At 64.4% G+C, this 15,001-nt stretch carries 10 protein-coding genes and 1 tRNA gene; 2 read left to right on the top strand and 9 right to left on the bottom strand.

Annotated elements, in window-relative coordinates; all coding sequences use genetic code 11:
• Nucleotides 1-275 precede the first annotated feature (275 nt).
• From AC1D02_RS03050 to AC1D02_RS03010, 9 genes are all read right to left on the bottom strand, one after another.
• Nucleotides 276-1,610: a TolC family outer membrane protein gene (locus tag AC1D02_RS03050; RefSeq protein WP_477313558.1), complete on the bottom strand. Its 1,335-nt coding sequence runs from the start codon at nucleotides 1,608-1,610 to the stop codon at nucleotides 276-278.
• A gap of 11 nt (nucleotides 1,611-1,621) precedes the next feature.
• On the bottom strand, nucleotides 1,622-2,977 hold the full coding sequence (locus AC1D02_RS03045) for an HlyD family type I secretion periplasmic adaptor subunit (protein WP_477313556.1): 1,356 nt from the start codon (nucleotides 2,975-2,977) through the stop codon (nucleotides 1,622-1,624).
• A gap of 5 nt (nucleotides 2,978-2,982) precedes the next feature.
• Nucleotides 2,983-4,743, bottom strand: coding sequence for a type I secretion system permease/ATPase (locus AC1D02_RS03040; protein WP_477313555.1), 1,761 nt, complete (start codon nucleotides 4,741-4,743; stop codon nucleotides 2,983-2,985).
• A gap of 230 nt (nucleotides 4,744-4,973) precedes the next feature.
• Nucleotides 4,974-6,389 carry a mannose-1-phosphate guanylyltransferase/mannose-6-phosphate isomerase gene (locus AC1D02_RS03035; RefSeq protein ID WP_477313554.1) on the bottom strand — a complete coding sequence of 472 codons (1,416 nt, stop codon included), beginning with the start codon at nucleotides 6,387-6,389 and terminating at the stop codon, nucleotides 4,974-4,976.
• Complete coding sequence (locus tag AC1D02_RS03030) at nucleotides 6,386-7,552, bottom strand: nucleotidyltransferase family protein (protein ID WP_477313552.1); 1,167 nt, start codon at nucleotides 7,550-7,552, stop codon at nucleotides 6,386-6,388. Before AC1D02_RS03030 ends, AC1D02_RS03035 begins: the two co-directional genes overlap by 4 nt.
• A gap of 11 nt (nucleotides 7,553-7,563) precedes the next feature.
• On the bottom strand, nucleotides 7,564-8,562 hold the full coding sequence (gene galE, locus AC1D02_RS03025; RefSeq protein ID WP_477313550.1) for a UDP-glucose 4-epimerase GalE: 999 nt from the start codon (nucleotides 8,560-8,562) through the stop codon (nucleotides 7,564-7,566).
• Nucleotides 8,563-8,706: 144 nt separating this feature from the next.
• Nucleotides 8,707-9,801 (bottom strand): non-hydrolyzing UDP-N-acetylglucosamine 2-epimerase, encoded by a 1,095-nt coding sequence (wecB, locus tag AC1D02_RS03020; RefSeq protein ID WP_477313548.1) that lies wholly within the window; start codon nucleotides 9,799-9,801, stop codon nucleotides 8,707-8,709.
• A 181-nt stretch (nucleotides 9,802-9,982) separates the two neighbouring features.
• On the bottom strand, nucleotides 9,983-10,699 hold the full coding sequence (locus AC1D02_RS03015) for a CAAX prenyl protease-related protein (RefSeq protein ID WP_477313546.1): 717 nt from the start codon (nucleotides 10,697-10,699) through the stop codon (nucleotides 9,983-9,985).
• 28 nt (nucleotides 10,700-10,727) lie between these two features.
• A complete protein-coding gene (locus tag AC1D02_RS03010; RefSeq protein WP_477313544.1) occupies nucleotides 10,728-12,626 on the bottom strand; it encodes an ATP-binding cassette domain-containing protein in 1,899 nt (632 codons plus the stop codon).
• Nucleotides 12,627-12,857: 231 nt separating this feature from the next.
• On the opposite strand from AC1D02_RS03010, the gene AC1D02_RS03005 reads away from it, so the two are divergent.
• Nucleotides 12,858-12,932, top strand: a tRNA-Arg gene (locus AC1D02_RS03005).
• Between the two features lie 176 nt (nucleotides 12,933-13,108).
• A complete protein-coding gene (locus tag AC1D02_RS03000) occupies nucleotides 13,109-14,338 on the top strand; it encodes a tyrosine-type recombinase/integrase (RefSeq protein ID WP_477313542.1) in 1,230 nt (409 codons plus the stop codon).
• Nucleotides 14,339-15,001: the final 663 nt, after the last annotated feature.

The following is a 15,001-nucleotide window of genomic DNA, read 5'->3' as shown; positions in this document are numbered from 1 at the left end:
AAATATAATATCTGTTGCGAAAAAGCCGTGCCAGGACGGCAATTTCTTACTCATCAATCAACATTAGTGATCTACTTAGCAAAACATATTGATTTATGGCAAAAGTGATATTAAGTGCTGGCTATGACAGCTTTATGACCAAGCGTTAGTCCGTTCGGATCAATTTGCGTATTTTCGATAGAATTATGCAAAACCTTGGATAATCTGCGGCCCGCGCCATGAAAAAAGCCGGAGTATCCCGGCTCCGGCTTTGGCTCATCCGCGCTTTCGCACGCTCAGCGGAAGTAGCCCGCCACCTCGCCCACATCGGCCGCCGACAGCGTGCCCGCCGCCGCGCGCAGGCGCAGCTGCGCCACCAGGTAGACGTAGCGCGCCTGCGCCAGGTCGCGCCGCACGCCGGTCAGCTGCTGCTGCGCGTTGAGCAGGTCGAGATTGATGCGCACGCCGCCCTTGATGCTCTGCTCGGTCGCCTTGACCAGCAACTGGGCCGACGCCACCGCCTTGTCGAGCGCGGCGATGCGCGCCACGCTGCTCACCGTGATGCCGTGCGCCTTGCGCAGCTCGATCATTACGCGGTCGGTGCGCGCCTGCAGGTCGGCCCTGGCCCGCTCGTAACCGTCCACCGCCTGGCGCGCCATCGCGCTGACCTGCCCGCCCGCATACAAGGGCACGTTCACCTGCACGCCGATCGCGCGGTTGACGCTGTGCTGGTTGTAGGTGTTGACCGTCTCCGCGTCGTTCTTCGAATAGGTCGCCACCAGGTCGATGCGCGGCGCGTGCCGGGCCTGGGCCTTCTGCACTTCCAGACGTCCCGCCTCCACCGTCAGGCGCGCCGCGGCCAGGTCCGGATTATTCGCCAGCGCGATCGCTTTCCAGTCGTCGTAGCCGGCCGGCGACAGCGCCGAAAAACGGAAGGCCGGCGCCAGCGGCTGCAGCACGCCCGGCTCCATGCCGATCACCGCCGCCAGCGCGTTGCGGCTGTTGGCCAGCGTGTCGCGCGCTTCGAGCACCTGGGCCTCGGCCTGGTCCAGCCGCGCCTGGGTCTCGAGCATGTCGGTGCGGGTGCCCTCGCCTTTTTCGAACAGGCGCTGGTTGACCTTGGCCTGTTCGATATAGGTGTCGCGCTGCGCCAGCGCCAGCGCCAGCGCGTCGTCCGACAGCAGCGCGTCGAGGTAGGCGCCGGCCACGCGCAGCACGACTTCGCCGCCGCGGGTGCGGTACTGCGCCTCGCTCGCTTCGGCCTGCACCTTGCTCTGGCGGTAGGCCGCGATCGCTTCGAGGTTCAGCAGCGGCTGGCGCAGCTGTACCGCGGCCGCGCGGCTGATGTACTCGGGATGGGTCAGGGTCGGACGCCCCAGGAAGTCGGCGCCCTCCAGGTCGACCCGGTTGCGGCTGGCCTGGTAGGTCGCGCCGACGTTCGGCAGCAGGCCGGCGCGCCCGATCACCACGTTCTCCCTGGCGTATTCGTTCTCGTAGTAGTTCATCCGGTAGGCCGGATCGTTGCGCAGCGCGGCCTGGTAGGCCTCGGCGAAAGTCACCGCGCCGGCCGCCGCGCTGGCGGCCATCAACGCGGCGGCCGCCACTGCACGCAGCGCCTGATTTTTCGACACGATCTTCACTCCTACTCCTCCGACATCGACGTCTTGGCGCGGTCGAACACCGGCTTGAGCAGGTAGCTCATCATCGTGCGCTCGCCGGTCTTGACGAACAGTTCGACCGGCATGCCGGAGCGGATGTCGAGCTTCTTGGCCGCGATCAGCCTGGCGCCGGCCGGCGTCACCTTCGCTTTCATGCGGTAGAAGGCGTTACCGGTGCGCTCGTCGACGGTGCGGTCGGCCGACACCTGCATCACCTCGCCGGGAATGTGCGGCGTCTTGTTGGCGTTGAAGGCCGAGAAGATCAGTTCGACCGGCAGGCCGGCGTGCACCTTGTCGATCAGGTTGACCGGCAGCTGCCCCTCGACGATCAGCGGATCGTCGGTCGGCACCAGGTCCATCATCCGAAGGCCCGGGCCGACCACGCCGCCGCGGGTGAAGATGTTCAGGCCGACGACGGTGCCGTCCACCGGCGCCTTGACGTCGACGTTGGCCAGCTCGTAATCGAGCGCCGTCATGCGCGCGGCGAGCGCCTCGGCTTCGCGTTCGGTGTCCGACAGCGTGGCGCGCACTTCCTTCTGGTATTCCTGGATGCGCTGGGTGCGGCGCAGGCTCAGTTCCAATACCTGGCGCTGGGCGCGGCCGATGTTGCCGATGTCCTCGGACAGCATGCCGCTGGTCTGCACGTAGGTGCGTTCAACTTCCAGCAGTCGCGAACGCGCCACGTAGCCATCCTTGGCCAGCTCGCGCATGTTGTCGAGCTGCTCCTTCAGGATCGCCATTTGCTGCTTCTTGCTGTCGCGCGAATCCTGCAGTCCCTGGGTCTGGATCTTCAGGCCGGCGATGTTTTCGTCCATCGCCGCCAGTTCGCTGTGCAGCGCCAGCTGGCGCGACGCCATCAGCTGGGCCTGCAGCGCCACCACCGCGGCCACGCGCGGATCGGCCTTGTACGGCGCCAGCGCGGCCGGCGGCGTGATGGTTTTCTTCGTTTCCAGTTCGGCCCGCAGCCTCGCCTCGGCGCCGCGCGCGTTGAAGTACTGGGCGCGCGTGATGTCGGACTGCGACCGGGCCTGCACGCCGTTCATCCGCACCAGGACCTGGCCGGCCTTGACGTTGTCACCCTCGCGCACCAGGATCGCATCCACCGTGCCGCCGGTCAGGTGCTGCACCGCCTGGCGGTTGCTTTCCTTGGCCACCGTGCCGGACAGCGGCACGCCCTTGTCGAGCGGCGCCCAGAACGCCCACAGCAGGAAGCTGCCCACGCCGAGCAGCACGATCCACCATCCGAGCTTGCTGTACGCGCCCGCATCGGTATCGACCGCCGGCGCCTGCGCGTCATGCGCAACGAGGTCGGTGGCCGGTTGTTTTTTCAGAAGCTTCATCTTGTTCATTTCGATTCGGTGGCGGCGGCAGCCGCGTTTGTCCGCGGCCGCTGCGCCAATTGCGCCGCCTGTGGCTGTCCCTGTTTCTCCTGCAGCGCCGCCAGCACCTGGCTGGTCGGGCCGAACATCGCCGCGACGCCGTCGCGCAGCAACAGCAGCTTGTTGGTCACGCCGATCGCGCTGGTGCGGTGGGTGATCAGGACGATGGTCTTGCCGCGCTGGCGCAGGTCGCTCAACGCCTGCACCAGGGCCTGCTCGCCGACGTCGTCCAGGTTCGAGTTCGGCTCGTCGAGCACGATCACCGACGGATCGCCGTACATCGCGCGCGCCAGCCCGAGGCGCTGGCGCTGGCCGCCGGACAGGCCGGCGCCGCCATCGCCGAGCAGGGTGTCGTAGCCTTGCGCGAAGTGCAGGATCATGTCGTGCACGCCGGCGCGTTTGGCCGCTTCCACCACGCGCTCCGGATCGACTTCGCCGAAGCGGGCGATGTTGTCGCTGACCGAGCCGGCAAACAGCTCGATATCCTGCGGCAGGTAGCCGATGTGCGGGCCCAGGTCGGCCTTGTTCCAGGAGTAGATGTCGGCGCCGTCGAGCCGCACCTTGCCCACTTGCGCCGGCCAGACCCCCACCAGCAGCCGCGCCAGCGTCGATTTGCCCGAGCCGCTCGGGCCGATCACGCCGATCACGTCGCCGGCGGCGATCGCCAGGTTCAGGCCCTTGATCACGGCAATCGAGGAGCCCGGCGGCGCGGCCGTCACGCCTTCGACCGTGAGCGCGCCCAGCGGCTTGGGCAAGGCCATGCCGGCGGCACGCGCGGGATTGGCCGCCAGCAGGGTCACCAGGCGCTCATAGGCGCTGCGCGTGGTGCTGTAGCTCTTCCAGACGCCGATCACCTGCTGCACCGGCGCCAGCGCGCGCCCGACCAGGATCGACGCGGCGATCATCATGCCCGGGGTGATCTTGCCTTCGATGGCCAGCAGCGCGCCGAAGCCGAGCACCAGCGACTGCAGCGAGACCTGGACGAATTTGGTGACCGCGCCGACCAGGCCGCCCTTCTCACTCGCTTCGGCCTGCAGGTGCAGGAATTTGCCGTGCAGTTTGAACCAGCGCGCCATCAGGTTCGGCAGCATCCCCATCGATTCGATGACTTCGGCGTTGCGCAGGTTGTTCGTCGCCAGCGTGGTCGAGGCGATCGCCATCGCATTCGCTTCGGCCAGCGGCTGCCGGGTCACTTTCTCGTTGATGAAGGCCAGGCCCACCAGCACCGCGGTGCCGGCCAGGGCGAACAGACCGAGCGAGGGCTCGAAAAAGAAAATGACGATCAAATACACCGGAAACCACGGCGCATCGAAGAAGGCGAACAAGGCGTTACCGGTGAGGAATTGGCGGATATTCGTCAGGTCGGCCAACGCCTGGCCGGCGTTGCCGCCGGATTTCTTCAGGTTCTGTTCGAACGCGGCGGTGTAGACCCGCTGGTTGAGCCGCATGTCGAACTGGGCCCCGACCCGCACCAGCACGAAGGTGCGCACCGCCTCCAGGGCGCTCATCAGCAGGTAGGCGCCGAGCATCATCAAGGTCAGCATCAGCAAGGTGATTTCATTGCGGCTGGCCAGCACCCGGTCATACACCTGCAGCATGTAGATGGAGGGCACCAGCATGAGCAGGTTGCTGATCGCCGAAAAGGCGCCGACGGTGAAGAACACGCGCTTGAACGACGCCAGCGTCAATTCAATTTCGTTCTTGACGGAGGAGGTTTTTGATTTCATCGAATGGATGCGAGCTGGGCGGATTGCGAGGCCCGGCGGACCTCGTGGCAAAAACCGGCACGCGGGAATTATCGCTGAATTCCTGCAATAAACGTTATCTGACTCACAACAATCCCGAATTTGTTGCAGAAATGATGTTTTGAAGTCGCATTGGCCGATTATGCGAAATCTCGCATAATCGGGACGAAAAAAAGGAGGCCGCGGCCTCCTCCGTGTGACGCGGCGCCGCTTCAGGCGCGCTGGTAGATGTCCTCGAAGCGCACGATGTCGTCCTCGCCCAGGTAGCTGCCCGACTGCACCTCGATGATGTGCAGCGGCACCTTGCCGGGGTTTTCCAGCCGGTGGTTCATGCCGATCGGGATGTAGGTCGATTCGTTTTCCGACAGCAGCTTGACGGTCTCGCCGCAGGTCACGCGCGCGGTGCCGGACACCACCACCCAGTGCTCGGCGCGGTGATGGTGCATCTGCAGCGACAGCTTCTCGCCCGGCTTGACGGTGATGCGCTTGACCTGGAAGCGGTCGCCGGCGTCGATACCTTCGTAGTGGCCCCACGGCCGGTACACCCTGGTGTGATACAGGTGCTCGGTGCGCGCCTGCGCCTTCAGGTGGTCCACCACCTGCTTGACCCGCTGCACCTGGTCCTTGTGCGCGACCAGCACGGCGTCGCGCGTCTCCACCACCACCAGGTCCTGCACGCCGACCACGGCGACGATGCGGCTCTCGGCGCGCACCAGCGAATTGGTCACGCCGTCCAGGTAGACGTCGCCGCGCCTGGCGTTGCCGTCGGCGTCGCGCTGCTGCACTTCCCACAGCGCCGCCCAGGAGCCGACGTCGCTCCAGCCGATGTCGGCGGGCACCACCACGGCGCGCTCGGTGCGCTCCATCACGGCATAGTCGATCGAGTCGGACGGACAGGCGTTGAACGACGCTTCGTGCAGGCGGCAGAAATCGAGGTCGCTGTAGCCGAGCCGCACCGCCGCCTCGGCCGCCGCGGCGATCTGCGGATTGCAGCGTTCCAGCTCGGACAGGTAGCGCTCGGCGCGGAACAGGAACATGCCGCTGTTCCAGTAGTAGCCGCCGGCGTCGACGAATTGCTGGGCGGTGGCGCGGTCCGGCTTCTCGACGAAGCGGTCGACCTTGAAGCAGCCTTCGGCGTCCAGCGCGCCGCCGCGGTGGATGTAGCCGTAGCCGGTTTCCGGTCCCTGCGGCACGATGCCGAAAGTGGCCAGCGCGCCGGCGGCCACCGGCGCGGCGGCGCGCGCCACCGCTGCCGCGAACGCGGCGTTATCGAGGATCACATGGTCGGCCGGCAGCACCAGCATCACCGCGTCCGGGTCGAGCTTGCGCAGGAACTGCGCGGCCGCGGCCACCGCCGGCGCGGTGTTGCGGCCGGCCGGCTCGAGCAGGATGCCGAGCGGCGCGACGCCGATCTCGCGCAGCTGCTCGGCCACCAGGAAGCGGTGCTCGTTGCCGCACACCACCACCGGCGCCATCAGCTCGGGCCAGCCGGCCACCCGCAGCACGGTTTCCTGCAGCATGGTCTGGTTCGACACCAGCGGCAGCAGCTGCTTGGGCAGCACCGCGCGCGACAGTGGCCACAGGCGTGTTCCGGATCCGCCGGACAGGATGACTGGATAAATTTTCATGGAAGCTCTTTCTGTTCTTGTGGGGCATCTTGGGTCGTGACATCCTTGCGCCGCTTGTTGCGGCGGTCGCGCGCGTTGACCCATTCTTCCGACGCATATTCCGACACGTGCTTCATGTCGCCCTTGCGGTCGACGCTGTAATCCTTGAACACGATCATCTCATGGAGGCTGACATCAGGCAACACCCGGGTATATTCGAACAACACGCTGCGCACCACTTCCGCGCCTTCGCAGATGTGGCTGCCGTGGCCGATCCAGGTCGGCCCGACGATCCGCACGCCGGCCTCGATCCGGGTGCCCGAGCCGACGTAGACCGGCCCTTCGATGGTGGTGCCGTGCCAGTCGATGCTGGTGTTCAGGCCGACCCACAGGCCCTCCTCGACGCGCGTGCCGGGCACGTCCATGTGCGCCACTTCGCCCATCAGCACGTTCTGCAGCACTTCCCAATAGTCGGACACGCTGCCGATGTCGAGCCAGTTGAACGGCCGGCGCTGGGCGTAGAACGGCAGCCCGCGTTCGGCCAGCAGCGGGAACAGTTCGGAGCCGATGTCGAACGGCACGCCGGACGGAATCAGGTCGATCACCTCCGGCTCGAATATGTAGATGCCGGTGCTGATGAAGTTCGAGCGGGCGTCTTCCTGGCTGGGCTTTTCCTGGAATTCGGTGATGCGGCCGTCGGCGTCGGCCACCACCACGCCGTAGCTCGACACTTTGTCCCACGGCACTTCCTTGGTCACCACCGAGGCCAGCGCGCCCTTGCGGCGGTGCTCGAACAGGGCCGACTTGAGGTCGAGGTCGATCAGCGCGTCGCCGCACAGCACGATCGTGGTCTGGTCGAAGAAGCCGCCGAACTCCTGGATCTTCTTCATGCCGCCGGCCGAGCCGATCGGCATTGGCACCACTTCGCCGTCGTCCTTGGTGTAGCCCTCGAACGAGTAGCCGATCTGGACGCCGAACTGGTGGCCTTCGCCGAAGTATTCCTCGATCTTGTCGTGCAAATAGCTGACGTTGACCATGATTTCGTTGACGCCGTACTTGGCCAGGTGCTCGACCAGGTAGGCCATCACCGGCTTGCCCAGCAGCGGAATCATGGGTTTGGGTAAATCATAGGTCAGCGGCCGCACGCGGGTGCCTTTGCCGGCTGCCAGGATCATTGCTTTCATGGGAGTCCTCGCTACTTCGGGGTGGTCTGGTAGCGCCAGGAATCGGCGCACATGCTGGCGATGTTGCGCTCGGCGCTCCAGCCTAGCTCGGCCAGCGCGCGCGCCGGGTCGGCGTAGCATTTGGCGATGTCGCCGGGCCGGCGCGCCACGATCTTGTACGGAATCTTCTTGCCGCTGGCCTGCTCGAACGCCTGGATCATCTCGAGCACGCTGTTGCCGCGCCCGGTGCCCAGGTTGTAAGTGAGCACGCCCTGGCTGGCCGCCAGCTTGGCCAGGGTCTTGACGTGGCCCAGCGCCAGGTCGACCACGTGGATGTAGTCGCGCATGCCGGTGCCGTCCGGGGTCGGGTAGTCGTCGCCGTAGACCGACAGCTGTTCGCGCTCGCCGTTGGCGACCTGGGCGATGTAGGGCACCAGGTTGTTCGGGATGCCGTTCGGGGTCTCGCCGATCAGTCCGCTCTCGTGGGCGCCGACCGGGTTGAAATAGCGCAGCAGCGCGATGCGCCACTCGGGCTTGGCGCGCGCAAGGTCGCGCAGCATCTCTTCGATCATCAGTTTGCTGCGGCCGTAAGCGTTGGTGGCCGACAGCGGGAAATCTTCGGTGATCGGCACCGAAGCCGGATCGCCGTAGACCGTCGCCGACGAGCTGAACACCAGCGTGCGCACGCCGAACTGCTCCATGGTCTCGAGCAGCACCACGCTGCCGGTCACGTTGTTGTCGTAGTAGCGCAGCGGCTGCTCGACCGATTCGCCGACCGCCTTCAGGCCGGCGAAGTGGATCACCGCGTCGACCTGGTGCGCGGCGAACGCCGCTTCCATGGCCGCGCGGTCGCGGATGTCGGCGTTGACGAACTGCACCGGCTTGCCGGCGATGCGCTCGATGCGCTGCTGCACGCTGGGGTCGCTGTTGCACAAGTTGTCGAGGATCACCACCTGGTGGCCGGCTTGCAGCAATTCGACGCAGGTGTGGGAACCGATGTAACCCATGCCGCCGGTAACGAGGATATTCATTTGTCGTACTCTCTTTCGAATCCAAAATCCCACGGGGCGAACACTGATTGTGCGCCAGTGGCGAATGCAACGGTTGATCGGCAGCGAGACGGCGCGTCAGTTGCGCCGCATGTCGCCTCGCGCCGTCCCGCTACAGGGCCCGGCTTACGCCAGCGCTTGCGTCAGGATCGCGACGATGCGCTCGGCCGCCTTGCCGTCCCACAGGTGCGGGCGCTTGCCCTGCTTGCCCTCGCCGCGCAGCACCTTGCGCGTTTCGGCCAGGATCTTGACCGGATCGGTGCCCACCAGCACGTTCGAACCTTCGTCGACCGTCACCGGGCGCTCGGTGTTTTCGCGGATCGTCACGCACGGCACGCCCAGCGCGGTGGTCTCTTCCTGCAGGCCGCCGCTGTCGGTCAGCACGACCGCCGCATCTTTCCACAGGTTCAGGAACGCCATGTAGGCTTGCGGCCCGGCCAGCGTAATGTTCGGCCCCAGGTCGATGCCGAACTTGTCGAGGTTGGCGCGGGTGCGCGGGTGCACCGGGAAAATCAGCGGCAGGTCGGCGGCGATTTCCTTCAGGGCGCCGGCGATGCGGGCGAAATTGAGCGGGTCGTCGACGTTGCTCGGGCGGTGCAAGGTGACCACGCCGTAGCGCGCATGCGCGGCCTTGAATGCGGCGGTCTCGAAGCCGGAGGTGTCGGCGCGGGTCAGCTTGTCGGCCTGGAACAGCACGTTGTCGACCATCACGTGGCCGACGTAGTGGATCGCCGAATCGGGCTTGCCTTCGCGCTTCAGGTGGCCGACCGCGGCCGGCTCGGTGACGAAGAACCAGTCGGAGATGGCGTCGGTGACCAGGCGGTTGATTTCTTCCGGCATCGTCATGTCGCCGCTGCGCAGGCCCGCTTCGACGTGCGCGACCGGGATGTTGAGCTTCTTGGCGACGATCGAGCAGGCCAGCGTGGAATTGACGTCGCCGACCACCAGCACCGCGGCGGGCCGCTCGGCGATGCACAGTTCCTCGAAGCCGACCATGATCTTGCCGGTCTGCTGGGCGTGGCTGCCGCCGCCGGCCGCCATGAACACATCCGGCTCGGGAATGCCGAGTTCCTCGAAAAACACGTCGTTCATGTCACGGTCATAGTGCTGGCCGGTGTGGATGATTTTGAACGTCAGCGTTTGCTGGGCTTGCAATGCGCGAACGATCGGCGCGATTTTCATGAAATTGGGCCGGGCGCCCGCCACCAGGTAGATAAGCATCTGCAACTTTCAGAAATCAATGTTCAATGGAAAAATGTTATTGTAATCCGGCACTCATCCGATGCCGCGTTCAATTGTGTTGTAATTTTGAGAACGGTGCAAGAAGCGCGAACCGGCACGCGCCGGGTGCGCTTCGATCACGCTGGGGGGAAACAAACAGCACGGCGAAGACCAGCGAGGTCTACCAATACCACCAGCTTCCTGTATACACCACCCAGGCGCCAAGCAGGCCGTTGGTGACGGCGTGCGCCAGGATGGGCGACCAGATCGTGCGATGGCGCAGATACAGTGCACTGTAAGCAAGACCGGCGACGATTCCGGCCAGCCACAGGTTGTGCTCGAAGCCGAACAGCACGGACGAGATCAGCACGCTGCGGATCGTCACGCGCGCCGGGAGCACGCTGTCGAAATCCGGGTTGTCCAGCCAGCGCATCAGGAAGGAGCGCCAGAACAGCTCCTCCATCACCGGCACCACCAGCGCGGCGCCGGCGATGCGCACCGCGACCAGCGCCCAGTCGATGCGCCCGCCGTTGGTCGGGTCGAAGCCGGCCGAGGAGCCGATGCTCATCCAGCCGGCGGACAGGCTGACCCACAGCACCAGCACGACGACGCCGATCGCCAGCGCGAACAGCACGCGCGGCGGCCGAAGGCGGAAAACGTGCAGTTCGGTGTAGTGGCGCCAGAACACGGCCAGCAACAGCGCGACCGTGCCGACCTTGGCCGCGTACAGCCAGCGCAGCTCGGGCGCGGCCCAGCCGATCCGGCCGAGCAGTTCGGCCAGCGCGATGAACGCCATGTAGGCGGCGAAAGGGAGAATACGCACCAGGGCGGCGCGGGTCAACAGGGGCGCCCCGGCGCCGAGGCCGGCGGGGCTGGGTGCTTCATGCTGCTTGGACATCGGGATCCTCCAATGTTTTCAGCGTGGCTTATTCGCCTTTTGAGCGGGCCTCGATCAGCTCCCATTTTTCCAGCGCGACCATCAGCTGCTCGTCGATTTCCGCAAAGCGCGCGTTGATGCGCTTGGCGTCGGCAGGGTTGGTCTTGTAGAAATCGGGCGCATTGAGCTGCTGGGTGATGGCCGATTGCTCGTCTTCCAGGCTGGCGATGAGCAGCGGCAATTCTTCCAGCTCGCGCTGTTCCTTGTAGCTCAACTTAACCTTTTTTGCAACTTCCTTGGGTGCGGCGGCGGGCGCCGCCTTGGCGGCCGGCTTCGCCGCCGCGGCCGGCGTCTGCGCCTTGACGCGCTCCCAGTCGGTGTAGCCGCCGACGAATTCGCGCCACTTGCCCTCGCCCTCGGCGACGATCACCTGGGTGACCACGTTGTCGAGGAAGGTACGGTCGTGGCTGACCAGGAACACGGTGCCGGTGTAGTCTTCCAGCAGCTCTTCGAGCAGCTCCAGGGTATCGATGTCGAGGTCGTTGGTCGGCTCGTCGAGCACCAGGCAATTGGCCGGCTTGGCGAACAGGCGCGCCAGCAGCAGGCGATTGCGCTCGCCGCCGGACAGCGACTTGACCGGCGAGCGCGCGCGTTCCGGCGCGAACAGGAAGTCGTTCAGGTAGCTCATCACATGCTTCTTGGCGCCGTTGATCTCGACCCAGTCGCTGCCCGGCGCGATGGTTTCCATCAGGTTCGCCTCTTCGTTCAGCTGGGCGCGCATTTGGTCGAAGTACGCGACCTGCAGCTTGGTGCCGAGCTTGGCCTTGCCGCCGTCCGGCGTCTCTTCGCCCAGGATCATCTTCAGCAAGGTGGTCTTGCCGGCGCCGTTCGAGCCGATCAGGCCGACCTTGTCGCCGCGCAGGATGGTGGCGCTGAAGTCCTTGACGATGACCTTCTCGCCGTAGCTTTTCGAAATGCTGTCCAGCTCGGCGACGATCTTGCCCGAGCGGTCGCCCGCGGCCACCGTCAGGTTGACCTGGCCCTGCTGCTCGCGGCGCGCGGCGCGCTGCAGGCGCAACGCTTCGAGGCGGCGCACGCGGCCTTCGTCGCGCACCCGGCGCGCCTTGACGCCCTTGCGGATCCACACTTCTTCCTGCGCCAGGAACTTGTCGAACTTGGCCGCTTCGACCTCTTCGATCTCCAGTTGCTCGGCCTTGCGCACCTGGTAGGCGCTGAAATTGCCCGGATACGACAGCAGCTTGCCGCGGTCGAGTTCGACGATCCGGGTCGAGACGTTGTCGAGGAAGCTACGGTCGTGGGTGATGAACAGCACCGAGCCCTTGAAATCGCGCAGCAGGCCCTCGAGCCACATGATGGACTTGAAGTCGAGGTGGTTGGTCGGCTCGTCGAGCAGCAGCACGTCCGGCGCCGACACCAGCGCCACGGCCAGCGCGACGCGCTTCTGCATTCCGCCCGACAGCGTGCCCATCAGGTCGGAGCCGGCCAGGTTCAGGCGGTCGAGCGTGGTGTCGACCTTGTTCTGCATGCTCCAGCCGTCGGTCGCGTCGAGCTTGACCTGCAGGTCGTGCATGCGGTCCATCAGCGCCTCGTCGTCGCCCTGGCCGAACTGGCCGGTCAGCTCCTCGTACTCGGCCAGCATGGCGGCCTGCTCGCCCATCCCGGCGGCGACCGCGTCGAACACCGACATGGCCGGGTCGAAGGTCGGCTCCTGCTCGACGTAGGCGATTTTCAGGCCCTGCTGCATGACCAGCAGACCGTCGTCGAGCTTGAATTTGCCGGAAATGACCTTCAGCAAGGTCGACTTGCCGGTGCCGTTGCGGCCGATGATACCGACGCGCTCGCCGGTTTCCAGGGAAAATTCCGCGTGATCGAGCAACGCGACGTGGCCGAACGCGAGCTGCGCCGACGAGAGGGAGATGACTGCCATAATAAGTAGGAATGCCCGGCCGTGGAGCTTTTCGCAAGGAAATGCGTGGCCGAAAAAATGAAAGAAGCGTGCATTGTACCGACTGTCGGGGGAGCAAGCACAAATAGCTGCCGAAGGTCGGCTATAATTGCGCTCGATTCACGACACCGGATGGCGTTGTTGCCATCACGATCGCCGAATTGCAGGCCTGGCCTGCCACTGCCCGCCGGGCTCCCCGGCGGCGCGAGCGTCCTCTCCGTAGCACAATGGATAGTGCACATGCCTCCTAAGCGTGGGATACTGGTTCGATTCCAGTCGGAGGGACCAGAAACTCATCCTTAAACGTCCGCCAAAGTCCGAATACCCCCTCTCCTCACGGGCGTAGTGGCGTTTTTCTTGTCCGCCGACGTCCGCCGAAGTACGATGGAAGCCCGGAAAAATACCGTCACTTTTGACGGTATCTACCCGCTGAGCTACAACGAGATACCGTCACGGAGGCCGCCATGCCGCTCACAGACACTTTCGTTCGACAGGTCAAACCCATCAAGGAAAACGGTGATAAATACGCCGATGGCGGAGGCATGTATTTGCTGGTGAAGAAATCAGGCAAGTATTGGCGGATGGACTATCGACACTTGGGAACGCGCAAGACGCTAGCGTTAGGGATATACCCTGAAATCTCGCTCGCCAAGGCGCGGAAACGACGGCAGGAGGCGCGCGAACTAATCGCCGAAGGAAGTGATCCAGGCGTCGCCAAACGCGAGAAGAGGCAAAGTCTGATCGATGCGGCGGCGATCACGTTCGAATCGGTCGCGCGCCAATGGTTAGCGAAAACCGCTGTTGACCATGCTGCCAGCACCCACTCAAAGCTGACTACCTGGCTGGAAAAGGATGCCTTCCCATTTATTGGCAAGAAGCCAATCTCAACCATCACGCCGCGGGACGTGCTGCTCGCAGTCCAAAAAATCGAGGCTCGCGGCGCCGTGTTTTCGGCACACAAGGTCAAACAGATCTGCGGCCAGGTTTTTCGTTTTGGCGTCGCAAGTGGATTGGTGGAACGGGACGTCACTGCAGACCTACGGGGCGCACTGTCCGCGATACCGAAGAAGCATTACTCCGCGATTACGGAGCCACAACAGGTCGCTGGATTGCTACGTGCGATTCAGGCCTACCAAGGTCACGCGTACTCGATCGCTGCCCTCAGGCTGTCGCCGATGCTGTTCGTACGTCCAGGCGAGCTGCGTTCAGCCGAGTGGGTCGAATTCAACTTGGATGCGGCGGAATGGCGGATACCCGGCAGGAAGATGAAAATGAAAATCGACCATATCGTGCCTTTGGCCGCTCAAGCGGTGCAAATCCTGCGCGACCTGCACCGCCTGACGGGGCACAGAAAATACGTTTTCCCTAGCATTCGCACGTTCGACAAATGCATGAGTGAAAATACCATTAATGCAGCGCTTCGCGGGATGGGCTACGGCCAGGATGTGATGACCGGGCACGGATTTCGAGCGACTGCACGCACGATCTTGGATGAAGTCCTTGGCGAACGCGTCGATCTCATTGAACACCAGCTGGCGCACGCGGTGAAGGACACGAACGGACGCGCCTACAATCGTACCGCGCACCTCCCTGCTCGCAAGGAAATGATGCAACGCTGGGCCGACTATTTAGATCGCTTGAGTTCAAGCGCAACGCCCGCCCTCCTTCCGAACCCCACCGAACTGTGCAAGTAGCTTCGACTCGACCACGGCCGGCACTCCCGCTTCCTTTCATCGGATCATTCGCAGTGAAAAAATTCACGCCGGGCGAGCGCAGCGAGAAAGCCCCGCAGGGCAAGCCGTTTGAGCGAAGCGAAAACATGGCTTGCTCCCAACCGGCGACTCGACGACCACCGCTGCAATCGGAGTGCACCGGCGGCCGATGCGCAGCACCACGCAAAGCCAACAATTGCAGGAGCGCAAATTTATAGATGGGAGCTATCGGCAGCGTCGAAATAGCTGACTGAAACTGGTCCAGACGACGAAGACGAAGCCGCTTTCAACTCGCACCGAAGCACACATGGAACTGGATCTCGCCACGCTCTCCTTTCTCCTCAACCATGATTCGCGGGAATGGCGACTCAAGGTCAGCGGCACGGTGCTCGGCCGGCGCTCTGGAGGAGCGCCGGGCATACGCAGGGGTACGCCCTCGCGGGCGACCTCGCATGCGCTCGGCTCAAATCGCCCCTGCCGGCAGATCGTTGGACGGTCGTTTGCTTACCAGGTCGAAGCGTGCCGTCCACTGCTAGTACACCACGACCTGGAGGTTTATAATAGAAACGCCGCACCATCCTTCTGCAGCATCTGTTCAGCGCCTTAATCTGTCGGTACTTTTGTCGGCATCGAGAGAATTTTCGG

This window comes from Massilia sp. P1_C10 (assembly GCF_056406475.1).
Note: the sequence above shows the minus strand (reverse complement) of the source record. Positions and strands in the feature narration are given on the sequence as shown.

Bases quoted from the DNA above. Each gene is read 5' to 3' on its own strand.
- AC1D02_RS03030 (WP_477313552.1), bottom strand. From the start codon at position 7,552: ATGAAAGCAATGATCCTGGCAGCCGGCAAAGGCACCCGCGTGCGGCCG.
- AC1D02_RS03000 (WP_477313542.1), top strand. From the start codon at position 13,109: ATGCCGCTCACAGACACTTTCGTTCGACAGGTCAAACCCATCAAGGAA.
- galE (WP_477313550.1), bottom strand. From the start codon at position 8,562: ATGAATATCCTCGTTACCGGCGGCATGGGTTACATCGGTTCCCACACC.
- AC1D02_RS03015 (WP_477313546.1), bottom strand. From the start codon at position 10,699: ATGTCCAAGCAGCATGAAGCACCCAGCCCCGCCGGCCTCGGCGCCGGG.
- AC1D02_RS03040 (WP_477313555.1), bottom strand. From the start codon at position 4,743: ATGAAATCAAAAACCTCCTCCGTCAAGAACGAAATTGAATTGACGCTG.
- AC1D02_RS03010 (WP_477313544.1), bottom strand. From the start codon at position 12,626: ATGGCAGTCATCTCCCTCTCGTCGGCGCAGCTCGCGTTCGGCCACGTC.
- AC1D02_RS03045 (WP_477313556.1), bottom strand. From the start codon at position 2,977: ATGAAGCTTCTGAAAAAACAACCGGCCACCGACCTCGTTGCGCATGAC.
- AC1D02_RS03035 (WP_477313554.1), bottom strand. From the start codon at position 6,389: ATGAAAATTTATCCAGTCATCCTGTCCGGCGGATCCGGAACACGCCTG.
- wecB (WP_477313548.1), bottom strand. From the start codon at position 9,801: ATGCTTATCTACCTGGTGGCGGGCGCCCGGCCCAATTTCATGAAAATC.